Here is a 24,453-nt window from a genome sequence, read left to right as displayed (position 1 = left end):
ATAAACCGCCGATTTTGGCAAGCAAACCGGGATGATCGAGAGTGGCAATTTCAACCATATTTTGATTCAAGGCAGGATTGACACTGATATCGACTGTATTTTCAATATCGAAATGACGTAATTGACGTGGGATCCGGCGCTGCATCAAGCCAGGATATTCATCTGAATGACTCAAGGCATTTTTCAGGGCTTTAATCACTGTGGCTTCGCGTTCCGGATCGGTCAATAAGGTACCAAAACGGTCCAGTACCACATAGGTGTCCAGACTGAAGGCTTTGGTGGCAGTAATAATCCGTGCATCTTGTACATCCAGATTCATGCGATCCAGAATAGCTACCGTTGTGGCAAACAGGTTGGGTTGGTCCTGCGTATAAATAAAGATCTGTACCGCATCCTGGGCATATTTACGGTGCGCCCGCATCAACACCAGTGGGGCAGGATTATCCCCGTGTTGTAAAATGGCACGGGTATGCCAGGCAATTTCATCTGCTGTTTCTTTCAGGAAATAGTCATCACCAAGTTCCTGCCAGACTTTTTCTACTTCATCCAGTGAAAAGTCCTGAACCAGAAGTTCGCTGGCTGCAAATTTAGTATCTTCAATTAGCATTTGATAATCAACCGGACGACCAAGACCGGAACGGATTACATCGCGCGCCTGGGTATACAGTTGACGCATCAGGGAAGCGCGCCAGGTATTCCATAACTTGGGATTGGTGGCATTAATATCTGCCACTGTCAGGGTGTATAAATAATCCAGATGCTCCATATCACCCATTTTTTCGGCGAACTCCTTGACCACATCCGGATCGGAGATATCTTTTTTCTGGGCGGTGACAGACATCACCAGATGATTCTGGATCAGCCAAGCCACCAGGTTGCTTTCGCGTTCGGTAAAGCCATGGCTACGGCAGAATTTAATCGCATCGCTGGCGCCGAGTTCACTGTGATCACCGCCACGGCCTTTGGCGATATCATGGAAAATTGCCGCCAGATAGACAATGTCACGACGGGTCAAACGCTGGAATACGGAACTGACCACCGGAAATTCTTTGGCAAATTCAGGTTCTTTAAAGCGGTTTAAATTACGCAGCAGCAATAAGGTATGCGCATCGACCGTATAGATATGGAACAGGTCATATTGCATCAATCCCAGAATCTGTCCAAAGGCTGGAATATAATTTCCGAGCACACCGTAACGCTTCATGGCGACCATGGTGTCATAGAGTCGATGCGGTGAGCGGATAATTGCCATGAACAGCGCCTGATGCACCGGATTATCCCGAAAATCCTGATCAATACGTTTTCCAGCCAAGGTCAGCAGGCGTAAGGTACGCGCACGTATGCCTTCGATCTCAGGACGATTGGCCAACAGATAGAAAATTTCCAGAATTGCGCTTGGATTTTCCGAGAAAATCTTGTGATGCTGCACGGCCAGTTTGCCGTCGACCAGTTTAAAGTTCTGGTTGATTTCTTCGATCTGGCGTTCATATTGTGGTAAACGTGGCGTAATGACCGATTCATTAAAATAGGCCAGCAGCATTTCGTTCAGCGTAGACACTTGCTGTGCAGTGCGATAATAGCGCTTCATGAACTGTTCAATTGGATAGTTCGGATGATGCGTCTCTTCACGTACATAGCCAAATTTGGCTGCAATGTCGCGCTGATAATCGAACAATAAACGGTTTTCATCGCGCTTGGTCAGGCGGTGCAGGTGATGACGGATTTCCCAGAGGAAACTTTCGGCTTCCTCAAGCACACCGAGTTCAAATTCTGAAATAAAACCGAGATGCACCAGATCGTAAATGCGATTGACGCGGAAATGCCGTTTGGCAATCCAGCCAATCTGGTTGATGTCACGAATACCGCCCGGTGCATTTTTAATATCCGGTTCCAGATTGCTTTCGGTATTGTTGTGCTGAGCATAGCGTTTATGCTGCTCATCCATCTTGGCATCAAAAAAGGTTTTGTCGGTCCAGGTACGTGACACGATGCGACGTGGCCATTTGCACAGGTTTTCATTGCCAGTAATCAGACGGGCTTCAATCAGGGTAGTGGCGACGGTCAGATCACTGCTGGCCTGATTGACACATTCATTGATGGTGCGGACACTGATACCGGGTTTGAAATTTCCAACGTCCCATAGCGATGAAATAAATATAGAAATCAGCTGTTCCTGGTCTGGGCTAATCTCATCTTCTGACAAGATCATGATATCGACATCAGAATAAGGCAGCATTTCACGGCGGCCATAGCCCCCAACCGCAAACAGGGCCAAATCAGTTTGATCCAGTTCCGCATGCTGCCAGAGAAATTTTAAGGCTTCATCAATCAGGTTGGAACGCGCCAGAATAATATCCCGAATCGACTGCCCATTTTCAAAACTTTCCTGAAGCTGATTTTCGACATCACTGCGCCATTGATTGATGGCTTTAATGTCATGGTTACTTTTAGCGTAATTCAGCAGGGGATGGGTGTTGATCATGTACAGTCGTCCGTTGGTATTTCAGCTTAGTTTTGGTTGACGCTAACTTGGTTTGCGACCTGGAGGGCCAGTTCACGTGCCTGTTCAATAGTTTCTGCACGTGCCGTGGCAACGCCCATACGACGACGTTTAAAACCTTCTGGTTTGCCAAACAGGCGCAAATCGGTATTGCCGTCTGCTAAAGCAAGATTCAGGCCAGAAAATGAAAGATTACGATCATCTACTCCGGCATAAATCACCGCGCTGGCAGCAGTACTATGTCGTGCAGTATTGACCGGCAAACCTAAAATAGCACGTGCATGCAGTTCAAATTCACTTTGAAATTGGGAGGCTAAAGTCACCAGTCCAGTATCGTGTGGACGCGGGGAAACCTCACTAAACCATACTTTTTCGCCTTTTACAAAGAGTTCCACCCCAAAGATTCCGCAACCACCAAGTGCTGTGGTGACCTTGTTGGCAATGCGCTTAGACTCTTCCAGCGCGGCCGGAGTCATCGGTTGAGGCTGCCAGCTTTCCACATAATCGCCTGAGTCCTGACGATGTCCGATAGGATCGCAGTAAGACGTTTCGATTTCACCAGTTTCTGGGTTTTTTGCACGAACAGTCAATAAGGTAATTTCAAAATCAAAGTCAATTTGTGATTCTACAATCACAGTACCCTGATTGACCCGGCCACCGGTTTGCGCATATTCCCAGGCCGCATCGACTTCATCAAAGCGGGTGACACGAGACTGGCCTTTGCCTGAAGATGACATCACCGGTTTAACAAAGTTTGGATAACCGACATCGTCGCAGGCCGCGCGGAAAGATTCTAAACTGTCAGCAAAACGGTAAGCTGAGGTTGGTAGCCCCAGTTCTTCCGCAGCCAGACGACGAATGCCTTCACGGTTCATGGTCAGATTAACGGCTTTGGCGGAAGGAATGACAGTAGCAATGTTCTGGGCTTCTATTTCAAGCAGCACTTCGGTCGCAATCGCTTCAATTTCAGGAACGATTAAATGTGGCTGGATCTGTTGGATCAGCTGTTTTAATTCATCGGCATCAGCCATATTCAGAGTATAGGAGTAATGCGCAACCTGCATGGCCGGTGCATAATCATAACGGTCAGCAGCATGAACTTCGACTCCAAGGCGTTGTAGTGAAATCACCACTTCCTTGCCCAGTTCACCAGAACCCAATAATAGAACTTTATAGGCAGAAGATTGAAGGGGAGTACCAATAGTCACGCTCATGTGGATCATCCATGCTTGATTTTATGGACTTTTAGCATAGCAGAACTGAGCCGGCAGTTAAGCCAAGATTCATACAAAATTGTGATATTGACCAACAGTTTTATTTATAAAGTTTTTCTGGATTTGAATAAGGAGGCGCTGTCATTTTCGCAGCGCTGTCAGACTGAGTTTGCAGATGATAGATTCCGTTTTGAGATTTTTATTTTTCTATTTGTGCAAATTGTTCAGCATTGATATTCATCATCTTTAACAGACGCAATGTACGCACATGCAGGACATAGGCATAGGGCAATACAAAAGGCAGGACGAAGCACAGCAAAAATAACAGTAGCCCAAAAACTGTGAATTGAATGCAGTCTCGCAAGATGGTGGTGAGCTGGAACTGATCTGCTGAAAAGGCGGTAGCTGAAAAAAGAATAAAAAGGAGCGCAAATAAACCAGCAAAAATTTTTAGAGCATTCGGCAGGACACGATGTATGAAGCTCCATTTACCCCAAATCAATGTCAAAGGATGAAGATGCATCACGTGTTGGCTCTGATTAAGCATGGCAATAATTTGATGAGTGCCATTCTTTTCAATATAAACCACACGAACTTGATCTGCCGGTTGAGCATGTATTTCAACAAAATGGCCTGTAAAATTCTGAGCATTGATAAAACATTCAAAATACTGTCCCGGTAATTCATATCGATGAAACACGGTTAACATTTCATCGCGCTGATGATGAATAAAGATTTTCCCTTCACTTACCAGTTTGACTGCACACATGGCTATCTTTTCTGGTTTTCGTTATATAAAAAGACCTATACTTTGAGTTTAGCATAAACCTTTGTCTTGATTGATTAATCATTTAAATCTTAAAAAGGCATGGGTACATAAGTATATACCAGACCATAGGTCAGCGCTGCGGTCAGGGTCGCCATCACGATCCGTTTAAACTTGAAGTACAAAGCAATAAGCACAATAAAGCCGACCAGCATGGCAAAGCTTTTATTGGGTGTTTCCAAGAGAGGCGGCAAGGTAGCAACCACCAGCATAGAGCTGATCGCAGCAATACCGATTGAGCCCAAAGCAATTTTTAGCCACAATGCTCCACGTTTTTGCGAACCTTGCTGAAATTTCTGAATCACAAAAAAAGGTCCGAAACGGGAAGCGAAATTGGCAATGCCGACTATAATCCCCACCAGAATAATCTCTAGATTCATGCTTGATCTCCTGCGTGTTCAGGGTCTGGCTGTTTCAGAATATAGTGCTTGAACAGGCCGGCAAAAATACCCGAACTAATCCCGATAAAAATCGCGGCAGACAAGTCGATAAAGTAACAGGCAATCGCAGATACCAGAATTGTAACGGCTACCACAAAAGTATGTTTCTTTTCAAAGGCTGCCAACAAGAAACTTAGGAATAGTGCAGGTAACAGGAAGTCTAGTGCAGCCTGCAAGAACTGCGGCAGGTTGCTGACCTGATCGGCAAATAAGCCACCGAGGAAAGATCCGAGAGCCCAGGACATCCAGCTAAACAGGCTTAAACCGAGCATCCAGGATTCCGACCATTCTTGACGCCGTTGCGAGAGCTTGATCATGCCAGAGGCAAAGACTTCATCGGTCAGACCCCAAGACCACATTGCTGTTTTCTTTAAATTGAGCCGGTCTTGAATCAGGTTTTGCAGCGCCGGACCATAGAGCAGATGGCGAATATCTAAAGCTATTACCGTTAATGCCGTCATCCAGATAGATGTTCCACTGCCTAAGAGAGCGACCACCAAAAACTGGCTGGCACCTGCATACATCGAGCAGGACAGGAACAAAGCTTCCCAGGCGGTAAAGCCAAACTGGGTGGCTGAAACACCAAACGCAAACGACACCGGTAAATAAGTGAAGATAATCGCTTGGCTATCTTTTGCACCTTGCCAGAAGCCAGCAGGTTGCGTAGCGAGTTGATTTGGTTCAGACACGACACACCTTAAAGGAGAGTTGAACGATGGGTCAAATGAAGATTGTGTATTCTACGTGAATTTAATAGCATAGTGCCGAAATGTTTAAATTGGCGAGCCTGATATGTGGATGTTCAAGACACGTACGATGCTGACTGCTGCTTTAATAAGCACGGCAATGTTGTTACAAGCGTGTGGGAATGACAGTCAATCGACTGACAAGCCAGAAATTAAACCGGCACCTAAACTAAGCAATGATGCGACGACTTATGCCAATGCCGCATGGCAGCTGATCAATGAAGTAGATCCACTAGTCTATAATAAAGAAGTGGATCAGCTGGAAACACGAGTACGTCAACCGGCACGTAAATTGAGTACAGACTGGCGTATTAATGTCAAAATGACCGATTCGGTGACCGAAGGCAAATATGCCCTGTGTCGTAAAGCCTTGACCAGTCTGGAAATCTGGGCGCGGACGACCATGGAAAATGGCAACAGCCTGCAACAAAAACAGGCGGATTATGAGCGGGATAAACTGCAATGTCAGAATGCCATTGCCCATCCTGCACTCGGAAATACTGATCCTAAACAAAAAGGTACCGCGATTGCCAACATGCAATAAACCTTTTTTGATTTAGTTATAGCAATAAAAAGCCAGTCATTTAGACTGGCTTTTTTAGCAAAATAAACTTTAAAAATAGGGCATCAACACATGTTCTAATAAAAGCACGATTACACCGCAGATCAGGAGTGTGCTGCCAATCATGCGTTGAATCAACGTACGTGTAGACATGGCCGATCTCCTCAAAGATTTAAAGCGCGTTCAACGCTTCCAGATAACGACGATTCACTTCTTTCCAGTTCACGACATTGAAAAAAGCCGAGATATATTCCGGACGACGGTTTTGATATTGTAAATAATAGGCATGTTCCCAAACATCCAGACCTAAAAGGGGAATATTGCCATGCATCAGTGGAGAATCCTGATTGGCGCTACTTTCTACAATAAGCGTTTGATCTGGCGCCATACTTAACCATGCCCAACCACTACCAAAACGGCTAAGCGCTGCTTGGGTAAATGCTTCTTTAAATGCCTCGAATCCCCCTAATTCATGTTCGATCGCCTTGGCAATTTCAGCTTCGGGATGACCACCGCCGTCTGGACTCATCACTGTCCAGAACAGGGAATGATTGGCATGTCCACCGGCATTATTAATCACGTTCTGTCTGAGTTGCTCGGGCACTTCATTGAATTTGCTAATTAAGGCTTCGACTGATAAATCTTCCCATTCAGTACCCGCGATTCCTGCATTGATATTATTGATATAGGTTTGATGATGCTTGCTATGATGAATTTCCATAGTCTTGCTATCGATATGGGGCTCTAGCGCATCATAAGCATAAGGCAGTGCAGGCAAAGTGTAGCTCATTGGCAGGATTCCTTGGGAAGAATGGAGTTAGGTTATATTTCATTAGATTTAACATACTCTCTAATTTAATATTTATATATGAGAATAGTTATCATTATTGTTAAAATGTGTTGATCTTATGTGCTTTCAGAAAGCCTGTTACGCTTATACCTCCTTTTTTATAATCAATAAAAAAGCCCCAAGAAGGGGCTTTTTGAAACAGCAAATACTTAGACGTTAAAGCGGAAGTGTAAAACGTCGCCATCCTGAACGATGTAAGTTTTACCTTCTAGACGCCATTTACCTGCTTCTTTCGCACCAGCTTCGCCGTTGTACTGCACGAAATCATCATAAGCGATACATTCTGCACGGATAAAGCCTTTTTCAAAGTCGGTATGAATCACGCCTGCTGCCTGTGGTGCAGTTGCGCCAACTTTCACGGTCCAGGCACGAACTTCTTGCACGCCCGCGGTGAAGTAAGTTTGTAGGCCAAGCAGTGAATATCCCGCGCGAATCACCACGTTTAAGCCAGGTTCTTCCATGCCCATTGCTTCCAGGAATTCAGCACGGTCTTCATCTTCAAGCAATGAAATTTCAGCTTCAATCTGGTTACAAAGTGGTACTACAATCGCATTTTCTTCAGCAGCTAATTTTCTCACTGCATCCAGATGCGGGTTATTTTCAAAACCATCTTCAGCAACGTTAGCAATATACATGGTTGGTTTCAGCGTCATTAAGCCAAAGCCACGTACCAGTTTACGTTCATCATCATCCAGATCCGCTGCGCGTGCCGGTTTACCTTCATCCAGTAAAGGCTGAATTTTTTCCAGAACAGCTTTAGTCGCTAAAGCTTCTTTGTCGCCACCTTTGGCAGATTTAGCCAAACGAGTAATCGCTTTTGCTACTGCATCGAGGTCAGCAAGCGCAAGTTCGGTATTAATCGTGGCAATATCATCTAATGGATCAATACGACCATTCACATGAATGACGTTTTCATCTTCAAAACAACGCACAACGTGAGCAATTGCATCAGTTTCACGAATGTTGGCCAGGAACTGGTTACCCAAGCCTTCGCCCTTAGAAGCACCCGCTACCAGACCTGCGATGTCTACAAATTCCATAGAAGTCGGAATAACACGTTGCGGTTTAACAATTGCAGTCAATTTGTCTAAACGTGGATCAGGAACAGGTACAATCCCAGTGTTTGGTTCGATCGTACAGAAAGGGAAGTTTTCTGCAGCAATAGCAGCTTTGGTTAAGGCATTGAAAAGTGTAGATTTACCAACGTTCGGCAAGCCGACAATACCGCAATTAAAACCCATGAAATAACTCACAAAAGCGTTATATAAAAATTGCCCCCGATTTTACATGAAAGCACGGCTAAAGTCAGGTCATGCGCTTGTGGTTTATTGCAATCAAATGCTTCTGGCGACCTAAAATGATTCGCTGAGCTTTCCAGGATGTGTAGTGAGTCCACCAACCATAGAGGAATAATCAGCCAGTATTTTATTTTTGAATAAAAATCACATTGTTTTTCTAAAAGTGAGTGACTAAAGTATCTGAATAAAACAGCGGCCTACACGCCCTGATCCAATAACGATAAACATGGAGCATACATGCGAACTTTATACCAGTTTCCTTTATCTCACTTTTGCGAAAAAGCACGTTGGATGCTGGACCATAAAGAGCTGTATTATGTTGCTCACAATCTGATACCCGGGGTACACCGTGCTTTTGCCCGCCTGAAAACAGGCCAGAATCGTCTGCCTATTTTGCGCGATCAGGACCGCTGGGTCGCAGATTCCACCCAGATTGCTTTATATCTGGATGATACTTATCCAGAACATCGTTTACTGCACGCAGAAGGATATTTTCGAAATAAAGCTTTAGAGATTAATGAAATTACTCTGGAGTTGGGTCATCATGTCCGTCGCTGGATGCTGTCTCAAGCACTGACTTCTGATCATGAATCTCTGGATATTTTAATTGGTGAGCAGGGCTATCTGCGCCAGTTTGAAAAATTTTCTAAACCTTTATTGAAAGCGATGGTTGCCAAGGGTTATGCATTGAATGAGGAAACCGTGGCGGAATCTAAACAACACATCGATGTTGCGGTACAGCAGCTCAATCAGATGCTGGTCAGCCAAGGTGGGCATTATTTTGTCGGAAATCGTTTAGGTCTGGCGGATATTGCAGTCTGTTCCATGTTGGCACCGCTTTTGGCGATTCCAGGTACGCCGTGGGAAAAAGAAAATTTTGAAAGCTTGTCCGAAGAATATCGCGACTATCAGCAGTATTTGAATGAGCTACCACTGGGTGAATATATTTGCCGTATTTACCGAACCGAACGCAATGCGCGGGTAGACTGGCGTGGTGTATAAGTTCAAATGCTACTCAGAATTAAAAAAACGCGCATGAAGCGCGTTTTTTTAATGAGATTATGATTAACCCCACAGATTATTCTGGTCGATATCAATATTTTTAGTGAAGTTATTGAACAGCGAACCAAAATCAAATCCGGATGAAGAACCGCCACTGCCAATATTCTGAATTGTATCTTTAATGCCAGGCAGGAGAGCAGACACGTCAATATTGGAATCAGTCGCGCCCACACCTTGCACAAGATCACCAAGGTCAGGCAGTTCAATCGAAGAGCCACTACCAACCAACTGACCAACACCTTCGGCAATACTGCCTAAGTCAAAGCCGTTTGAAGCAGAGGAAAATACCTTCGATCATACCACCCAGATCCAGATCGCTACCGAGATTGAGATTGCCTAATAATCCACCTAAGTCTATGCCATTTGCACCATTCGCAATCAGACCGCTCAGTAAGTCAGTGAAGCCACCGACATCAAAACCAACAGTTGCATTTCCGCCTACAAAGCCGCTAATTAAGTCGGTAATAGCACCAAGATCAAAATCATTGCCTGCATTGCCACCAATCAGACCACCCACCAGCTGAGAAATTTTACCAATATCAATATTGCCCATACTGCCGCCCAATATAAGCCGCCAACCAGTTTAGAAATAGCCCCAAGATCCAGATTGCTGCTATTGCTCCCCATCAAACTCTTCAATAAGTTGGTGACCTAGGTAATATTAAAGCTACCGCCATTGGATTGGGTTAAGCTACTGATCAGGCTTTGAATATTTAAACTTGAGGCATTCGAACCAGAAAACTGAGTTAATAAATTGCTGAGATTTGTCGTACTCAAGCTGCTTCCAGAAAGGAGATTATTTAATAATGAGCTGACTGAAGGTTGAGTATTGGATCCGGTGAGATTGCCAATAAGATTGGTGAGGGTACCTGATGTCGTTCCACCGAATAAGCCGCCCAGTAAGCTCTTCGTTTGGGTTTCGACGGTTAAGACAGGACTCACTTTTGTTTTTATCAAGCTTAGAAGCTTAGAAGCTTAGAAGTTTAGAAGTTTAGAAGTTTAGAAGCCATGACCGTTCCTTGTGTAATGATATTTTTGAAATGCGCTATTTTTATTTTTTAAAGCGCCTTTGTTTTAATCTATTTCTATACACTTGTAAAAGATGGACGGTTGAGTCGTGTAGGGGCTGAGAGGAATAGCCTATCTGTTGCCGTATTTACCCAATTTAAATAATTTAAAAATAAAGATTTAACTTAAAATACCATTGGTCATATTTTTAATTAATGCGATTAACGGTCATTTAAACCATCCTGAAAACCGTATTTATAAAATGATATCTTATTTGGAAAAAAATTTCAGAATATGAAAATTTTGTGGAAAATAAATAAATATTGTATAACAGAGATGGCGCAAAATTTTCTTCATCTATTGATTATTGATATAAGAGTATAAAAATGGAACTGGATCGTTTCGATAAACATATTCTAGAAATATTGACCCATGAAGATGTCAATCTGAATGAACTGTCCGAGCGGGTGAATTTATCTGTCAGTTCGGTGCATCGCAGGATCAAACACTTAATCGATCATAATATTATCAGTGGCTTAAAACGTGAAATCAATTACCAAAAATTAGGTTTCAGTCTGCATGTGCTGTTGCAGGTATCCTTGAGCAAACATGATAGTGATACTTTTGCTAAATTTCTGGAAGAACTGGAAAGTATTCCCGAAGTAATTAATGCCTTTTTGGTCACCGGTCAGTCGGCAGACTTTATTGTCGAAGTGGTGGCAAGGGATATGGAAAACTATAGTGAAATCCTGCTCAAGCGGATTGGAAAAATTGAGCATGTGGTTGCGCTGCATTCAAGCTTTGTTATTAAAGAATATAATGTCTTTAACTGTAGCGGATTACTCAATAAAGTTTAATCAAAGGCGAGGGTGATAGACAGCCATAAAAAAACGCACCCTAAGGTGCGTTTTTTGAATCAATCATATTTAAGCATCAAGTTCTGCTAAAACTGCATCTGAGAATTCAACGTTGGTATACACGTTTTGTACATCATCCAGATCTTCAAGCATATCAATCATTTTCATGATTTTTTTCGCTTGGTCGATGTCTGTAATTTCTGCTTTGGTTGAAGGGCTCATCACCACTTCAGCATTGTCAGATTTTAAACCTGCAGCAGTTAAAGCATCTTGAACATCACCGAAAGCTTCAGGTGTGGTAATGACCAGGATATCATCTTCAGTGACTTCGATGTCTTCAGCACCGGCCTCTAATGCCACTTCCATGATTTGATCTTCCAAAGACACATCTTCAAAAGTGATCTCGCCACGTTTAGTGAACAGGAATGCAACCGAGCCGTTGGTGCCTAGGTTACCGTCAGTTTTAGAGAAGCAATGACGTACGTCAGGTACAGTACGGTTCAAGTTATCAGTCATGGTTTCAACAATAACCGCAACCCCACCTACACCATAACCTTCGTAGGTCACTTCTTTCAGGTCGTCGTTATCTTCGCCACCAGCACCACGTTGAATGGCACGGTTGATCACATCACGTGTCATATTCACTGATAATGCTTTTTCAACCACAGCACGTAGACGAGGGTTGCTTGCAGTATCTGGACCACCAAGCTTTGCAGCAGTGGTTAATTCACGAATGTATTTGGTAAAAACTTTACCACGACTCGCATCTTGTTTTGCTTTGCGATGCTTAATATTGGCCCACTTGGAATGACCCGCCATGCGAACTATGCTCCTTGTAGATTGGCTGTATGCCTATCAGAATGCCGAAATTCTACCATAAGCGTTTTTTTAAAAAAAAGTGCCTGGATTTGAGATTTCAGGATAAAAGCAAAAAAAGCGCTAAATTAAGAAAGAATGGAAATAGGATGGGGCGTTTCTGATTTTATTTTTATACATTTATAGAGGTGGATGAACAAGACATGAACAGCAGGATTTCTGTTCATGTCAGTGCTTTTAGAGAAGCTTATTCTGGAATAACGATATCCAGACCAACCTTGTCTTTATACAGTTGTTTGATCAAAGCCAGGTCATGCGCAAGGTCTGTTGGATAGATCTTGCCAAGAATGCCACCTTGCTTGGTTTTGGAATTGGCATATAACAACACGATCGGTACATTGGCAGCCTTGGCAATATGCCAGAAACCGGTACGGATCGGTTTGCATGCTTCATCTTGTTTAGCACGTGTCGCTTCGGGAGCAATGACCAGATTGAACTTTTCATTGTTCTGAAACTGTTCCACCATCTGGGTCACGATATCTTTACTGGCCTTGCGGTCAACCGGAATACCACCCACAGCATTTAATAACGGCTTGAAAGGTCCTTTAAATAATTCTTTTTTGATCAAGGTATGAACCTTGAGGTCGTAAATCTGGAACAGGGCAATTGACAGTACTGCATCCATCATTGAGGTATGTTCAAATCCAATAATGACCTGTTTATCTTCAAGCACATCTGGTTCGACATGATATTGCCAACCTGCAAGTTTAAATGCAGATTCGCCAAGGAATTTATTTAGCATAAGTACGGAGAAGTAAAAGCTGTATGTAGAGAACTGCATAATTTCATCTTGTTCAACCATACAGTCAATAGGCTTTCAAATAAAATCAGCGAATAATGTAAAAATCTATGATTTATTTATCTTTTTAAGCTGCAAGATTAAGAGTTAATATATATAAATAAAATAACATTAAGATATTAAAAATATCAGTAGATACAAAAAAAGTCTTAAAATGATGAAAAAATGACTATCCAGAGCACACTTTAGTTATTAGACTTTTGTCGAAGAAGAAGACTGATACAGGTCTTTTCTATTTTCTTATTCTTTCTACTCTGAGATTGAAAAGTATGACATACATGACAGCCTTCGTAGTCTCCCTATTGATTTTTGCGCTTATAATTGTATGGTCTTTGATCGAAATTAAGCAGGATTTACGTAAAGACGAAGAAATGAAGTCTGAATTCTAGTCATTTTATCTTCTTTAGCTCAAGGCTATTCCTTTAACATTGCTGCCTGAGCAATAAAGAATTTTGATACCTTATAGATATACTAAGACCTTAAATCTATCAGTTTTATACTTAGTAGACCGTATTAAATTCAAGATGACAGACTCATTTGTCTTAAATGATGCAGCATGTATCTCATTTTTCTATATGCCTCCTATACTGAAGTCTTAAATAGCTGAATTTTGACTAAGACAAGTCGCCCATGATTGCTGTCTAAATGTTCAAGCAGTTATAAAAGTACTTGTCTTTCAAAAAAATCTTAGCTAGTATTCATGACGCCTGAACTTATTGATAAATAAAGTTTTCAGCATATAGGGCCTATAGCTCAGTTGGTTAGAGCAGCGGACTCATAATCCGTTGGTCGACAGTTCAAGTCTGTCTGGGCCCACCAAATTTTAAAAGCATATGCACCCATATGAAATTCAAACCCCTAATTCTAAAAGAATTAGGGGTTTTTATATAAAGTATAAATTTATTCAGAATCTAGCTTCTTGTAATCTATGAGATATTTTTCACTCGTTGCACAAGTAATGCATGAGCGTACATCATCTTAGCCCATTAATAAATTTGGATAAAAAATAAACAATAATCGGATTGAGCTTGGCTTTACTTCTTCTATTCTAAATACTGATTATAGGTGAATCTCATCCTGTAGATTTTGTTTCAAACTTAACCGCTGCATCTGATTTTTTTTAAATTGAAAGCCCCTCAAAATTGCTTCCAAATGATAGCAATCAAGAATCAGGTAGAGTCTTACTAAAGATTTAACTTCTTATTTTTATTAGAGGAGAGGTTCTGTAAGTACCAAACCCCTAAGTAAACTATTATTTATCGCTTCCTAATCAACATAACTCAGACCTAGGCAGATCAGCTTTAAGAATTAAAACTTGATTTCACCGAGCTCAGATAAAAAGCTACAGAAGCCAGTGAATTCAAACATCAGTCCCAACCATTTGTTGGAGAAAACTATGTTAAACCCTTTCATTTCTATCATTTTCGGATCACTGGTTTTTTCTAGTGCATTCGCGGCAGAACAATACACCTGTAAAACCTCTGCGCATATTGTAACTATCGAGCAACTTTCATCAGGTCAATATCAGTATAAGGCTTGGAATAAGCCCAAAAGTATCACTAAGAAACCCGACACGATCATTGCCCGAGGAAAAGAAATCACCGAAGGTACGGGTGTATGCCGCTACACCAGATGGGAATTTAATAACAGTAATACTCAATATGTTGTAAGTACGCCAGTGACATGCACAGAGGATATACCTCCCTCGAATGCGAACGGTAGGCTTTCTGTTTTCGTAAATGGTGAACATAGGAAATCGTGGTGGTGTCTTAAATAACGATTAGACAATACTTGAGATCTACTTATAAAAAAGAGGTCTGGCTTCAATAGATGAGGTTTATGAGCCATTTTTGTGGATTTTGTACCTAAGAGAGTCCTAATTTAAGAAAAAGTTGATATTTATGAAAGAACTGTGATGTATTTCAAAAAATATCAGCAAAAAAAGTGAACAGTAGATGAAATGCATTTTACAACTGAAAAAATTATGCTAATTAATATGAGATGATTTTTTGGTCAAAAATCATGATGTTTCAGGATGGAATATCTTAAGAAGCGTATTAAAAAAATGATTAAACAGGAGTTTCAATGATGCTTCAGCTTTTAAGAAAATTGTTTTGTTTGCATATTTATGAGTATGAGCAAATGCAAGAAATCGGGGAACACAGGGAGTATCGTAAGTACGGTACGAATAAGGACTAAAGTTTTTGCAAGAAAAGTGAGCAATGGCTCACTTTTTTTATGCTTGTCATTGGTTAATTTCCGTTAAAATTAAAGGGAAATTTCAACACGATGAACAGGAATATGAGCAAAGATTTTCATGCAGATACCTATATCGTCGACCGTAGCTTGGCAGATACTCTGCATTGGCTCAGCCTGCATCAGGATAGTTATGACTCCTTTAGCTATGATGCAGTCACGCAAGCGCTGATGGTGCATCATGCCAATGGAGTAGATCAAATCCGAGTCGGAGATTATCTGAATGCTCGTTATGGCATTTTAATTACTGCACATAACTTTTCTGCGAGTTCATCAACTTAAACAGTGATTAGCTTGCCATGGCATCTGTAGCCAAGCTGCGAACACTCGGTTTTGGCTGTTCTGCAACTAAACCTAATTTTGCAAAAAGTTGCTGATCCCGGCCTTGGGCTGTATTGGGAGTCGTCAGCAGTTTTTCACCCGAGAAAATAGAATTGGCACCAGCCATAAATGCCAAAGCCTGATCCGAATCGCTTAAGGATTCGCGGCCGGCAGAAAGGCGAATATAACTTTTTGGCATCAGCAAGCGTGCTACGGCAATAGTACGAATCCATTCAATCACATCCAGTTTTTCTACATCTGCCATCGGTGTGCCTTCAATCGGCACCAACATATTAATCGGCACAGATTCCGGATGAATCGCCAAAGTTGCAAGTTCATACAATAAACCAATCCGGTCATCACGGCTTTCACCCAGACCAACAATACCGCCACTACAGACTTTCATACCAGCCTGACGTACATGATCCAATGTATCCAGACGATCATCAAAGCTACGTGTGCTGATGATATGTGAATAGTATTCACGAGAAGTGTCCAGATTATGGTTGTAATAATCCAGTCCTGCATCTTTCAAGCGTTCAGCTTGCGATCCATTTAGCATCCCCAGTGTCATACAGGTTTCCAGACCGAGTGCTTTAACTTCACGTACCATTTCCAGAACATAAGGCATATCGCGTTCATGTGGGTTGCGCCATGCAGCCCCCATACAGAAACGTGAACTTCCTGATGCCAGCGCCTGTTTTGCTTCCTGAATCACTTTATCGACCGCAATGCGTTTTTCAGCTTCCAGTTTGGAATCATAATGGGCTGATTGTGAGCAGTATTTACAGTCTTCAGGACATTTACCGGTTTTAATCGAGAGCAGGGTACTGACCTGAACGGTATTGGCGGTGAAATGTTCACGATGAACCTGTTGCGCCTGAAATACTAAATCCATTAAAGGCTGTTGATATAGAGCTTGTATTTCTTCACGTGACCAATCATTGCGTACCGCATCACTACTGTTCATCTCTTTCCCTATCTATGCTTATTTATCATTCGCTTCATCTTAATAAAAATTCGCCCTTGCTTCACTAGCAAAATATGACCTTATATAAATGACAAAGCCCACACGAGGTGAGCTTTGTTTTTCAGTTACCAGATTATTTATTACTGTGATTCCCATGAATATCCTGGCCATGCAGATCACTACGGTGCTGTTTGTTAAACACACGCTGATCCTGTTCATGCTGATTGTTTTTTGGGGAATTAATCGGACCATGTTGCGGCTGCTGCTGTTGTTGCTTCTGCTGGTCATGCTGCAGCTGCTCAAGCAATTCTTGATTTGGATTTTTTGATGACATCATCTTTCCTCCACTTCATTTCTGATCTATTTTTATTTATGCCATAGTCTGAAACACGAGTGTGTAAGCCTTTTAAGTGAAACTGTGAATCTAGGTAAAGTTGAAATATATTTTAATAGTGCTAGAAAATTAGCTGGATTTTGCCAGTTGTTCTTGAATGGCCCAATCAATATGTACTTGTACAATTTCATCGTGCTGATCATGCTGTTGCTGAAGTGCCTGAATAATCTGTCCATCAAAGGACGCATTGCCCAAACCAATGGCGATATTGCGCATAAAGCTTTGATAACCTGTACGGCGCATCGGACTGCCTTCAGTTGCACTTAAAAAGGTCGCTTCATCCCATTGCCATAATTCCAGTAAACTGACCTGATCCAGTCCATGCCGTGGATGAAAATCCTCTATCGAGGTGACTTGGGCAAAACTGTTCCACGGGCAAATCAGCTGGCAGTCATCACAGCCAAAAACACGGTTACTAATTCCGCGTCGCAAATCTTCTGGAATAATGCCTTTATATTCGATGGTCAGATAGGCGATACAGCGTCGTGCATCCAGCATGTACGGTTCTACAATGGCTTGAGTCGGACAGATGTCGATACACGCAGTACAGGAGCCACAATGTTTCGTCGCAGGTTCATCAAAAGGCAGTTCCAGTGAAGTAAATAACTCACCCAAAACAAAGAATGAGCCTGATGTTTTATGAATCAGCAAGGTATGTTTACCTGTCCAGCCCATGCCGGCACTTTCAGCCAGCGATTTTTCAAAAATTGGCGCAGAATCGGCAAATGGGCGTGATTCAAAATCTCCGACTTTTTCCCGGATTTTTGTCGCTAAGGTTTTTAGACGACCCCGCATAGTCTTGTGATAATCCCGGCCACGGGCATAACGCGCGATAATGGCAGAGTTAGGTGCATAAGGAATATAACGTGGCTCTGGTGCCTCGACCAGATAATCCATACGCACACAGATAATGCTGCGTGTGCCGGGAACCAGTAAGGCGGGATTGGCACGTTTTTCCAGATTGTCTTCCAGAAACTTCATGTCACCATGATATCCGCGATCCAGATATTCCTGTAAGCGGGCTAATTCTGCTTGAGCATCCGGTTTGGCAATGACACAATCAGTAAAACCCAATTCTAAAGCCTGTGCTTTAATCCAGGCCTTTAACTCAGCTGGATCTTGTTGATAAAATTGAATTTGCGCGTGAGAATCGGGAATTGTCATAAACCAAAGACAGGGAATAAGAAATGCAGCAACAAGTTTACCATAGCCGCGATCTACAAGCATGGGAGCAGCGCTGGTTTCAGCAGCAAAATAGTTCCTACGGTTTAATGCAACAAGTCGCCTGGGGTGTTAGTCAGCGGCTGATCACCTTATTTTCCCAGCAAAAAATTATAAAAATCGCGGTCTGCTGTGGTCAGGGTAATAATGCTGGTGATGGCTATCTTGTGGCCAAGTATTTAAAACAAGCCGGTTTTCAAGTTGATATTTATGCAGCTGAGTTAGGTAATTCCAAAGATTTGGCATCGGCTGTGCAGGAAGCTCAGCAGGCTGGCTTGCAGCCTTATTCGCATTTTGATTTTCAATCCGAATATGAGGTCTATATCGATGCCTTATTCGGAATTGGTCTGAACCGTCAGCTGGATTCTGACTGGCAAAATGTTATTCAAACGATCAATCAGCAAACTGGAATAAAAATATCAATTGATATACCGAGTGGATTGGGTGTCAATACCGGCCAGCCTTTGCCTGTTGCGATCAAAGCTGACTATACTTTCACTGGTTTAGGGCTCAAGGCAGGATTGTTTACCGGACAAGGCAAAGAATATGCGGGCAAGATCGAACTGATTTCTGCTATTCCAACAGATACTGAGCTTCAACCGATTGCTTGTCTTTCATCGCATGAGATTCAATTGCCGAAGCGTGAAGCCTTTGGTCATAAAGGCAGTTATGGTCATGTCTTGGTGATTGGTGGACATGCCGATATGGGCGGAGCAGTGATCATGGCTGCAGAGGCAGCATTTGCTGCTGGAGCGGGTAAAGTGACGATTATCTGTGATGCAAAACACCACACCGCGATTTTGTCACGTGCGCCGAATATTATGTTACGTGATATTAATCTTTTGACTCAGGAACAACGCCAAGCACTAATTCAGCAGGTCGATGCAGTGTGTTTTGGCATGGGATTAGGTCGTGATTCTTGGTCAGAGCAACAATATACAGCTTGGTTTGAACTGATTCAGCAATCTGATTTGGAGGTTGTTTTGGATGCCGATGCCTTATGGTTTCTGGCCAAGCACCCTCAAGTTTTGAATTCCCAAACTTATGCCACACCACATCCAGGGGAAGCTGCAACTTTGCTAGCATGTAGCACTGCGGAAGTTGAAATGGATCGGATTGTAGCCATTCATGCACTGCAACAAAAATATCAGGGACAGTGGGTGCTAAAAGGTTCAGGCAGCCTGATTCTGGAAGATCAGCTTTATATCTGCAATGCCGGGAATGCTGGTATGGGCACTGGCGGAATGGGGGATGTGCTGGCTGGCATGATTGCCAGTCTAAAGGCGCAATTTGTACAAAAAATTCATTTGCATGAAATTGTAACTTTACATGCACTTGCAGGTGATGAATTGGCCAAAAATGGCGAACGCGGTTTACAGGCTCAAAATATGAAACATGCGATTTATCAGGTGGTGAATCGCTAAGGAGAATAGTGTGCCAGTCATTAAACTGAATATTTCAGGCCAAGTTCAAGGAGTTGGATACCGTTACTGGTTTGCCGAGCAGGCTCAAGCACTTGGGCTAAAAGGGCATGTGCAGAACTTGAGCACGGGTGAAGTGGAAGTCGTTATTGTTGGAACAGATTCCCAGCTTAATGAAATGATTGCACAAAGTTGGCAAGGGTCTGCTCGTGCAACCGTACAATCTATTGTGCAAGAGTATCTGGAATTCGACGTAGATGTTCAAGACTTTAGATATTGCGTTGAACCTTATCGACGACGGCTGCTGACACGACTACGGCCACGTGCCATACCGCCCAACGCATTCAATACCGCCATTTTACTCATACTGCCTGAGGCATGGGCATGACAAATGGCAGCCGCTAGGGCATCCGCAGCATCCTGTTGCGGTTTGATGCTGAGTTTTAGAATATTCATCACCATCATCTGCACCTGTTCTTTATCGGCAGCGCCATAACCCACCACCGACTGCTTGATTTGGCGCGCGGTATATTCAGCGACTTTCAAATCCAGATTGACCAGTGCAGCAACAGCAGCACCACGAGCCTGGCCGAGTTTTAAGGCAGAATCCGGATTTTGTGCCATAAAGACCTGTTCGACTGCGGCTTCAGTGGGGCCATAAAATTTTACAATGCGCTCCACGCCGGCAAAGATGCGTTTTAAACGTTCAGGCATTTCTGTCGTTTCTGTTCTGATGGTGCCGGCATCAACAAAAGTCAGTTTGGAGCCATCTTTTTCGATAATTCCGTAACCGGTTAAACGAGAACCGGGGTCAATCCCAATAATTAATGACATGCCCGCACTTTAAAAATAGAATAATGCCCATATTGTTACATAAGCGTATCAAAAAAGCTTGATCCTGATGAAGCAGTTGATTCCAGCATCCTATTATTTATTTTACTGAGATTAGATTAATTTTCATGAAATTATTTCTTATTATCCTTGCAGGCTTAATCCTAGAAGTATTTGTCTGGATTGGCGTGGGTGACCTCGTCGGGAGCATGTGGTACGTATTTTTCTGGTTTGTAGCCGCATTTTTTATTGGTATGAATCTGATCCGTAAATACTCGGCCGGTGTCATGCCACAGATGCAGCAAATGCAAATGGGACAAATGAGTGCAGATCCCGCATTAACAGGAAATTTACCTAAAATTCTGGCAGGTTTCTTTCTACTTATTCCTGGATTGATCACCGAAGTATTGGCAGTATTGATGCTTATTCCAGCGGTTCAGCAGGTTTTTAAGGCTGCCATGATGAAAGCGATGATGAAACGTCAGCAGGCGATGATGGAAAAAATGATGGGCGGCATGATGGGCGATATGGGTGCGGCACAAGGCCAAAATCCATTTGCCGAGATGATGCGTCAAATGCAGGATATGCAAAATCAGCAATCAGGTCGCGGTGATTCCACCATTATTGATGGTGAAGCACGTGAAGTGAGACCTGAGGCGAAAAAAATTGAAATGAAAGATATCAATCCGAAATAAGTATTTTATTTAAAAAAACTCTATTTAAGCCGAATCTGATGATTCGGTTTTTTATTGGAACTTTCTAATGTCTTTGAACAAACGTTATAATATGTTTTTATAAATTTACCTTATTCTAATGTCTCTGCTTTTTACGATCTGTCTCCTGCATTTTGTTGCTCAACTAAGTCCCGGTCCCGATATTTTGCTCATTGCCAAAAGTGCCGCATCCACCACACGCCAGAATGCCCTGAAAATTATTGCAGGGATATCTGCCGGTATCGTGGTTTGGGTAGTACTGACACTTGCGGGTTTTACCGTGTTAATTGACCAGTTTCCATGGATCCAGCAAGTCTTAATGCTTTTGGGTGGTATGTTCCTGGCTAAAATGGGATGGGCCATGTTAAAGGGTGGTGTGCATAGCTTTAAAAATAGACATCAGACCGACGACGATACAAATGGACAAGTGCAAGCTAAAAACTATTTTATGTTGGGCTTATGGACCAATCTCTCTAATCCAAAAACACTGATCTATTTTAGTAGCGTATTTTCACTGGCTTTGAGTTCATCTGCTTCCGATTATTTGAAAGCACAGCTGGCAGTGATTATTCCCTTGCAGACTTTTATCACCTTCGCTTTATTGATGCTGTTGATTTCCCAACCAAAAATTAAAACCTTGTACCAGCGTTCGGGGAGTTATATTGATATGATTTCAGGCGGACTATTTCTGCTATTTGCATTATGGTTATGGTATGACGCACTTATTCTGATGAATTAAGTGGTATATCTTCATTTAATGCTGGAGATATTGGTGAGGTCGGGGCAGGAGAGGCTAAATTGTCTGGTGTTTTAACCGCCGTTTGATAACGATTAGGCTTTAAGGTGGTTTCAGTATTTTCAGAGCCTTGATAACTGCGGCTACGGTTGGCGCGCTCACGCAATCCACCTTTTTTAATTAACTGAACCATGGCACATCTCTCATTCAAATCCACAGCTATTGTAAATCAAATCTGGATTTGATGAGGCTATTTTCCGCATAGCTATTTGAATTATTCAAGAGTAATAAAAAGACCTGTTTGAACCAACAGGTCTTTACTGTCAGATCAATAAAGTTAGCGAAGTCTTTTATCTTCTTCTTTTAAAACATCCAATAGCGAGTGTTGTGCCGGCACTTCTTGTTGCGACTGTACATACAAGTGCACCGCTTTAAATACGATAGCTGTAACGAGACAGGCGATTAGACATAAAATCCAGAAACCAAAAGGGCTGCGAATATGGTGTGAGCCACAATCGTTACAAACCTTTTGAGTGGATTCAACCACTTTGTCACAGCATGCACAATGATACTGGTAACGTAGCATGATGATCTCCTTGAATTCACAGCATTCCAGTGAATAATTTATTTTTCTAATGTACATCAGCATTTTTTACACATCAGATTCTAAATCAATGCATGAACCATGCCTATGGGGTTTAACAAAAAGGTTACTAAAGCATTATTTGCATAATAAATATACAGTTAAAAGTAATTAATTTAACAGAATTTTTAGAGCTGACGAGTGATGTTGTTTGAGCAGTCTAGAGTGTGTGTAAACAATCATAAGTGCTTAAATTAATTCATGAATTTTAATTAAAATAAGTCATATATAATGGAAATTCATGTATGAAAATATGTTTAATATTTAAACAATTATGATAGTTTATGTTATGTAAAGATAAATACTTAAACAAAGAGCAACAGCATGAAAAGAATGGCAGTGTTACTTGCAGGATTATTTACGATGGGGCAGGTTTTTTCACAAACTGATCTAGAAAAAAAAGCAATCACACAGTTTCATCAAGACTTTAATGCGGCTGCATATGAAGCAATGTATCAACGTTTTTCTCCTAAAATGTAAGAAGCTTTGCCTGTCACCGTGCTAAAAAAAAGTATCTGAAGATATCAAAAAGCAGCTAGGACCTATTCAAAATATTGAGTTCATTGAGAACAAAGGTAAATCTACAGCAGTTTATAAAGTGATGTTTGAAAAGGATCGTCTTAAATTATCTTTGAGCCTGAACGATCAACAGCAAATGACAGGTTTATTATTTAGCCCATATATTGAATTAAATGCTGCCAATAACACAACGGAAAACCATATTCAAAGCTATCCAAAAAACCTTGCAGAGAAAATTTTTGCAGCAACACGTACTTTTCCTGAAAATACTCAAGTAGCGATTGCTGTGTTAGACCCTAGCAAAACGCAATATTTGGGTGTGCATAAACATGACAATAAAATTCATGAGAAAGCTAATCAAGATCTTGTTTTTGGCATTGGTTCCATCACTAAGGTATTTACTGCGACAGTCTTAGCGGAATTGGTGAGCCAAAAGAAAATTGGGTTGGAAGATAGCATTAACCGTTATTATCCATTTCAGTTTAAAGATAATATTCAACTGAAATTCAAAGATTTATCCAACCGTACTTCCGGCTTGGAACGATTGCCAAATAACTGGCAACGGATGACGATTCAAATCCTTATAAAGATTATGATGTAGAAAAACTAAATGCTTATCTGAAAAATGATTTGGTCTTAGATACAGCGCAGTTAAGCAGCAAAGTGTCGAATTATTCTAATTTAGGCGTGGGCTTGCTTGGGCATACATTGGCCTCGGCAGAAAAAACCACACTAGAAAACTTGTATCAGCAATATATTTTTAAGCCATACGGAATGGCAAATACCTTTGTAAACCAAGAAAAAGTGGGTAAACATTTAGTACCTGCAATGGATGCGACAGGTAAAGAAATTCCGACTTGGAATTTCGACGTGTTTTTAGGTGCTGGCGGGCTGCTTTCTACAGTTGAAGATATGTCACATTTTGCTCAGGTACAATTGGATGGGAAAAATCCTGCTATTCAGCTCACCCAGCAGCCCACTTCAGCCAAAGTCGGGCATTACCAAATGGGATTGGGTTGGTTTATTCGTGAAGGCGAGAATGGCCAGAAAATGACTTGGCATGGGGGAATACCGCAGGGCATACCTCAATTTTGGTATTGGATCTAAATAAGAAAAAAGCAGTGACCATCTTAGCCAACGTATCTGCCGCTCATCCAGAAATGGCTAATATCGAGCAGTTAGCAGTCGAGTTATTGAAATAGAAATTGCACTTAAACCAAAAAAGCCAGTCATGACGACTGGCTTTTTTATCGCTGAGATTACTGCCCCGAACGGATGATGTAATCAAAAGCAGACAATGATGCCTTGGCACCTTCACCGGTCGCGATGATGATCTGCTTGTACGGCACTGTGGTACAGTCACCCGCTGCAAATACACCTTTCACATTGG

28 protein-coding genes, 1 tRNA gene and 2 pseudogenes are annotated in these 24,453 nt (G+C 42.0%); 12 read left to right on the top strand and 19 right to left on the bottom strand.

Going from position 1 to position 24,453, the window contains the following annotated elements; all coding sequences use genetic code 11:
- The 5 genes from glnD to WAK81_RS04980 all read right to left on the bottom strand — a co-directional run.
- Positions 1–2,482, bottom strand: a 2,482-nt coding sequence (glnD, locus tag WAK81_RS05000) for a [protein-PII] uridylyltransferase (protein ID WP_422195930.1), incomplete at its 3' end; no start/stop codon positions are given.
- Positions 2,483–2,508: 26 nt separating this feature from the next.
- The gene (gene purT, locus WAK81_RS04995) at positions 2,509–3,723 is read right to left on the bottom strand and encodes a formate-dependent phosphoribosylglycinamide formyltransferase (protein ID WP_422195929.1); all 1,215 of its coding nucleotides are present in this window, start codon (positions 3,721–3,723) and stop codon (positions 2,509–2,511) included.
- A 190-nt stretch (positions 3,724–3,913) separates the two neighbouring features.
- Positions 3,914–4,483, bottom strand: a complete 570-nt coding sequence (locus WAK81_RS04990) for a hypothetical protein (RefSeq protein WP_422195928.1) — start codon at positions 4,481–4,483, stop codon at positions 3,914–3,916.
- Positions 4,484–4,572: 89 nt separating this feature from the next.
- Entirely contained in the window at positions 4,573–4,920 is a 348-nt protein-coding gene (gene ygaH, locus WAK81_RS04985) for an L-valine transporter subunit YgaH (protein ID WP_416706217.1), read from the bottom strand.
- Entirely contained in the window at positions 4,917–5,669 is a 753-nt protein-coding gene (locus WAK81_RS04980) for an AzlC family ABC transporter permease (protein WP_422195927.1), read from the bottom strand. Before WAK81_RS04980 ends, ygaH begins: the two co-directional genes overlap by 4 nt.
- A 103-nt stretch (positions 5,670–5,772) precedes the next feature.
- Between WAK81_RS04980 and WAK81_RS04975 the strand changes: the two genes are divergently transcribed.
- On the top strand, positions 5,773–6,270 hold the full coding sequence (locus WAK81_RS04975; protein ID WP_422195926.1) for a hypothetical protein: 498 nt from the start codon (positions 5,773–5,775) through the stop codon (positions 6,268–6,270).
- 190 nt (positions 6,271–6,460) lie between these two features.
- On the opposite strand, the gene WAK81_RS04970 is transcribed toward WAK81_RS04975, so the two are convergent.
- Positions 6,461–7,078: a superoxide dismutase gene (locus tag WAK81_RS04970; protein ID WP_422195925.1), complete on the bottom strand. Its 618-nt coding sequence runs from the start codon at positions 7,076–7,078 to the stop codon at positions 6,461–6,463.
- Positions 7,079–7,287: 209 nt separating this feature from the next.
- A complete protein-coding gene (gene ychF / locus WAK81_RS04965; protein ID WP_004731529.1) occupies positions 7,288–8,379 on the bottom strand; it encodes a redox-regulated ATPase YchF in 1,092 nt (363 codons plus the stop codon).
- Between the two features lie 294 nt (positions 8,380–8,673).
- Here ychF and WAK81_RS04960 point away from each other — a divergent pair, with 294 nt between their 5' ends.
- Positions 8,674–9,438 carry a glutathione S-transferase family protein gene (locus tag WAK81_RS04960; protein WP_422195924.1) on the top strand — a complete coding sequence of 255 codons (765 nt, stop codon included), beginning with the start codon at positions 8,674–8,676 and terminating at the stop codon, positions 9,436–9,438.
- A 63-nt stretch (positions 9,439–9,501) separates the two neighbouring features.
- On the opposite strand, the gene WAK81_RS04955 is transcribed toward WAK81_RS04960, so the two are convergent.
- From WAK81_RS04955 to WAK81_RS04945, 3 genes are all read right to left on the bottom strand, one after another.
- Positions 9,502–9,726: a hypothetical protein gene (locus WAK81_RS04955; protein WP_422195923.1), complete on the bottom strand. Its 225-nt coding sequence runs from the start codon at positions 9,724–9,726 to the stop codon at positions 9,502–9,504.
- A gap of 31 nt (positions 9,727–9,757) precedes the next feature.
- Positions 9,758–10,051 carry a hypothetical protein gene (locus WAK81_RS04950; protein ID WP_422195922.1) on the bottom strand — a complete coding sequence of 98 codons (294 nt, stop codon included), beginning with the start codon at positions 10,049–10,051 and terminating at the stop codon, positions 9,758–9,760.
- Positions 10,052–10,149: 98 nt separating this feature from the next.
- The gene (locus WAK81_RS04945) at positions 10,150–10,440 is read right to left on the bottom strand and encodes a hypothetical protein (protein WP_422195921.1); all 291 of its coding nucleotides are present in this window, start codon (positions 10,438–10,440) and stop codon (positions 10,150–10,152) included.
- A 452-nt stretch (positions 10,441–10,892) separates the two neighbouring features.
- Between WAK81_RS04945 and WAK81_RS04940 the strand changes: the two genes are divergently transcribed.
- Entirely contained in the window at positions 10,893–11,363 is a 471-nt protein-coding gene (locus WAK81_RS04940; protein ID WP_004645518.1) for an Lrp/AsnC family transcriptional regulator, read from the top strand.
- 69 nt (positions 11,364–11,432) lie between these two features.
- Here the strand turns inward: WAK81_RS04940 and WAK81_RS04935 are convergent, their stop codons facing one another.
- Together WAK81_RS04935 and WAK81_RS04930 are read right to left on the bottom strand one after the other, a co-directional pair.
- The gene (locus tag WAK81_RS04935; RefSeq protein WP_004278933.1) at positions 11,433–12,182 is read right to left on the bottom strand and encodes a YebC/PmpR family DNA-binding transcriptional regulator; all 750 of its coding nucleotides are present in this window, start codon (positions 12,180–12,182) and stop codon (positions 11,433–11,435) included.
- Between the two features lie 244 nt (positions 12,183–12,426).
- On the bottom strand, positions 12,427–12,981 hold the full coding sequence (locus WAK81_RS04930; RefSeq protein WP_422195931.1) for a 1-acyl-sn-glycerol-3-phosphate acyltransferase: 555 nt from the start codon (positions 12,979–12,981) through the stop codon (positions 12,427–12,429).
- Between the two features lie 799 nt (positions 12,982–13,780).
- On the opposite strand from WAK81_RS04930, the gene WAK81_RS04925 reads away from it, so the two are divergent.
- A tRNA-Ile gene (locus WAK81_RS04925) sits at positions 13,781–13,857 on the top strand.
- Positions 13,858–15,339: 1,482 nt separating this feature from the next.
- Positions 15,340–15,576, top strand: coding sequence for a hypothetical protein (locus tag WAK81_RS04920; protein WP_422195920.1), 237 nt, complete (start codon positions 15,340–15,342; stop codon positions 15,574–15,576).
- Between the two features lie 7 nt (positions 15,577–15,583).
- Here WAK81_RS04920 and bioB read toward each other — a convergent pair whose 3' ends face one another.
- From bioB to queG, 3 genes are all read right to left on the bottom strand, one after another.
- Complete coding sequence (gene bioB, locus WAK81_RS04915) at positions 15,584–16,585, bottom strand: biotin synthase BioB (RefSeq protein ID WP_422195919.1); 1,002 nt, start codon at positions 16,583–16,585, stop codon at positions 15,584–15,586.
- A 133-nt stretch (positions 16,586–16,718) separates the two neighbouring features.
- Entirely contained in the window at positions 16,719–16,922 is a 204-nt protein-coding gene (locus WAK81_RS04910) for a hypothetical protein (protein WP_004278929.1), read from the bottom strand.
- A 126-nt stretch (positions 16,923–17,048) separates the two neighbouring features.
- Positions 17,049–18,143, bottom strand: coding sequence for a tRNA epoxyqueuosine(34) reductase QueG (gene queG, locus WAK81_RS04905; RefSeq protein WP_422195918.1), 1,095 nt, complete (start codon positions 18,141–18,143; stop codon positions 17,049–17,051).
- A gap of 23 nt (positions 18,144–18,166) precedes the next feature.
- Here queG and WAK81_RS04900 point away from each other — a divergent pair, with 23 nt between their 5' ends.
- Both WAK81_RS04900 and WAK81_RS04895 read left to right on the top strand, forming a co-directional pair.
- On the top strand, positions 18,167–19,624 hold the full coding sequence (locus WAK81_RS04900; RefSeq protein ID WP_422195917.1) for an NAD(P)H-hydrate dehydratase: 1,458 nt from the start codon (positions 18,167–18,169) through the stop codon (positions 19,622–19,624).
- Between the two features lie 10 nt (positions 19,625–19,634).
- Positions 19,635–19,892: pseudogene (locus WAK81_RS04895) on the top strand (acylphosphatase); the annotation flags it as partial.
- 17 nt (positions 19,893–19,909) lie between these two features.
- On the opposite strand, the gene ruvC reads toward WAK81_RS04895, so the two are convergent.
- Positions 19,910–20,455: a crossover junction endodeoxyribonuclease RuvC gene (ruvC, locus tag WAK81_RS04890; protein ID WP_004278925.1), complete on the bottom strand. Its 546-nt coding sequence runs from the start codon at positions 20,453–20,455 to the stop codon at positions 19,910–19,912.
- 125 nt (positions 20,456–20,580) lie between these two features.
- Here ruvC and WAK81_RS04885 point away from each other — a divergent pair, with 125 nt between their 5' ends.
- Together WAK81_RS04885 and WAK81_RS04880 are read left to right on the top strand one after the other, a co-directional pair.
- The gene (locus WAK81_RS04885; protein ID WP_422195916.1) at positions 20,581–21,147 is read left to right on the top strand and encodes an FxsA family protein; all 567 of its coding nucleotides are present in this window, start codon (positions 20,581–20,583) and stop codon (positions 21,145–21,147) included.
- Between the two features lie 118 nt (positions 21,148–21,265).
- A complete protein-coding gene (locus WAK81_RS04880; RefSeq protein WP_422195915.1) occupies positions 21,266–21,904 on the top strand; it encodes a LysE family transporter in 639 nt (212 codons plus the stop codon).
- Here the strand turns inward: WAK81_RS04880 and WAK81_RS04875 are convergent.
- Both WAK81_RS04875 and WAK81_RS04870 read right to left on the bottom strand, forming a co-directional pair.
- Positions 21,888–22,094, bottom strand: a complete 207-nt coding sequence (locus tag WAK81_RS04875) for a hypothetical protein (RefSeq protein ID WP_422195914.1) — start codon at positions 22,092–22,094, stop codon at positions 21,888–21,890. The two genes, WAK81_RS04880 and WAK81_RS04875, sit on opposite strands and share 17 nt — an antisense overlap.
- Positions 22,095–22,238: 144 nt before the next feature.
- Positions 22,239–22,487, bottom strand: coding sequence for a hypothetical protein (locus WAK81_RS04870; RefSeq protein WP_422195913.1), 249 nt, complete (start codon positions 22,485–22,487; stop codon positions 22,239–22,241).
- A gap of 381 nt (positions 22,488–22,868) precedes the next feature.
- Here WAK81_RS04870 and WAK81_RS04865 point away from each other — a divergent pair, with 381 nt between their 5' ends.
- From WAK81_RS04865 to WAK81_RS04855, 3 genes are all read left to right on the top strand, one after another.
- A complete protein-coding gene (locus WAK81_RS04865; protein WP_422195912.1) occupies positions 22,869–23,024 on the top strand; it encodes a hypothetical protein in 156 nt (51 codons plus the stop codon).
- A 121-nt stretch (positions 23,025–23,145) separates the two neighbouring features.
- The gene (locus WAK81_RS04860; RefSeq protein WP_422195911.1) at positions 23,146–23,664 is read left to right on the top strand and encodes a serine hydrolase; all 519 of its coding nucleotides are present in this window, start codon (positions 23,146–23,148) and stop codon (positions 23,662–23,664) included.
- A gap of 29 nt (positions 23,665–23,693) precedes the next feature.
- A complete protein-coding gene (locus tag WAK81_RS04855) occupies positions 23,694–24,170 on the top strand; it encodes a serine hydrolase domain-containing protein (RefSeq protein WP_422195910.1) in 477 nt (158 codons plus the stop codon).
- A 152-nt stretch (positions 24,171–24,322) separates the two neighbouring features.
- On the opposite strand, the pseudogene WAK81_RS04850 reads toward WAK81_RS04855, so the two are convergent.
- Positions 24,323–24,453: pseudogene (locus tag WAK81_RS04850) on the bottom strand (pyridine nucleotide-disulfide oxidoreductase); the annotation flags it as partial.

The organism is Acinetobacter sp. (assembly GCF_049284435.1).
Lineage (GTDB): Bacteria > Pseudomonadota > Gammaproteobacteria > Pseudomonadales > Moraxellaceae > Acinetobacter.
Note: the sequence above shows the minus strand (reverse complement) of the source record. Positions and strands in the feature narration are given on the sequence as shown.

Bases quoted from the DNA above. Each gene is read 5' to 3' on its own strand.
- WAK81_RS04960 (WP_422195924.1), top strand. From the start codon at position 8,674: ATGCGAACTTTATACCAGTTTCCTTTATCTCACTTTTGCGAAAAAGCA.
- WAK81_RS04880 (WP_422195915.1), top strand. From the start codon at position 21,266: ATGTCTCTGCTTTTTACGATCTGTCTCCTGCATTTTGTTGCTCAACTA.
- WAK81_RS04865 (WP_422195912.1), top strand. From the start codon at position 22,869: ATGAAAAGAATGGCAGTGTTACTTGCAGGATTATTTACGATGGGGCAG.
- ruvC (WP_004278925.1), bottom strand. From the start codon at position 20,455: ATGTCATTAATTATTGGGATTGACCCCGGTTCTCGTTTAACCGGTTAC.
- queG (WP_422195918.1), bottom strand. From the start codon at position 18,143: ATGACAATTCCCGATTCTCACGCGCAAATTCAATTTTATCAACAAGAT.
- WAK81_RS04950 (WP_422195922.1), bottom strand. From the start codon at position 10,051: ATGGGCAATATTGATATTGGTAAAATTTCTCAGCTGGTGGGTGGTCTG.
- ychF (WP_004731529.1), bottom strand. From the start codon at position 8,379: ATGGGTTTTAATTGCGGTATTGTCGGCTTGCCGAACGTTGGTAAATCT.
- WAK81_RS04875 (WP_422195914.1), bottom strand. From the start codon at position 22,094: ATGGTTCAGTTAATTAAAAAAGGTGGATTGCGTGAGCGCGCCAACCGT.
- WAK81_RS04910 (WP_004278929.1), bottom strand. From the start codon at position 16,922: ATGATGTCATCAAAAAATCCAAATCAAGAATTGCTTGAGCAGCTGCAG.
- WAK81_RS04870 (WP_422195913.1), bottom strand. From the start codon at position 22,487: ATGCTACGTTACCAGTATCATTGTGCATGCTGTGACAAAGTGGTTGAA.
- WAK81_RS04975 (WP_422195926.1), top strand. From the start codon at position 5,773: ATGTGGATGTTCAAGACACGTACGATGCTGACTGCTGCTTTAATAAGC.
- purT (WP_422195929.1), bottom strand. From the start codon at position 3,723: ATGATCCACATGAGCGTGACTATTGGTACTCCCCTTCAATCTTCTGCC.
- WAK81_RS04900 (WP_422195917.1), top strand. From the start codon at position 18,167: ATGCAGCAACAAGTTTACCATAGCCGCGATCTACAAGCATGGGAGCAG.
- WAK81_RS04860 (WP_422195911.1), top strand. From the start codon at position 23,146: ATGTTTGAAAAGGATCGTCTTAAATTATCTTTGAGCCTGAACGATCAA.
- WAK81_RS04940 (WP_004645518.1), top strand. From the start codon at position 10,893: ATGGAACTGGATCGTTTCGATAAACATATTCTAGAAATATTGACCCAT.
- WAK81_RS04885 (WP_422195916.1), top strand. From the start codon at position 20,581: ATGAAATTATTTCTTATTATCCTTGCAGGCTTAATCCTAGAAGTATTT.
- bioB (WP_422195919.1), bottom strand. From the start codon at position 16,585: ATGAACAGTAGTGATGCGGTACGCAATGATTGGTCACGTGAAGAAATA.
- WAK81_RS04920 (WP_422195920.1), top strand. From the start codon at position 15,340: ATGAGCAAAGATTTTCATGCAGATACCTATATCGTCGACCGTAGCTTG.
- ygaH (WP_416706217.1), bottom strand. From the start codon at position 4,920: ATGAATCTAGAGATTATTCTGGTGGGGATTATAGTCGGCATTGCCAAT.
- WAK81_RS04930 (WP_422195931.1), bottom strand. From the start codon at position 12,981: ATGCTAAATAAATTCCTTGGCGAATCTGCATTTAAACTTGCAGGTTGG.
- WAK81_RS04990 (WP_422195928.1), bottom strand. From the start codon at position 4,483: ATGTGTGCAGTCAAACTGGTAAGTGAAGGGAAAATCTTTATTCATCAT.
- WAK81_RS04935 (WP_004278933.1), bottom strand. From the start codon at position 12,182: ATGGCGGGTCATTCCAAGTGGGCCAATATTAAGCATCGCAAAGCAAAA.
- WAK81_RS04970 (WP_422195925.1), bottom strand. From the start codon at position 7,078: ATGAGCTACACTTTGCCTGCACTGCCTTATGCTTATGATGCGCTAGAG.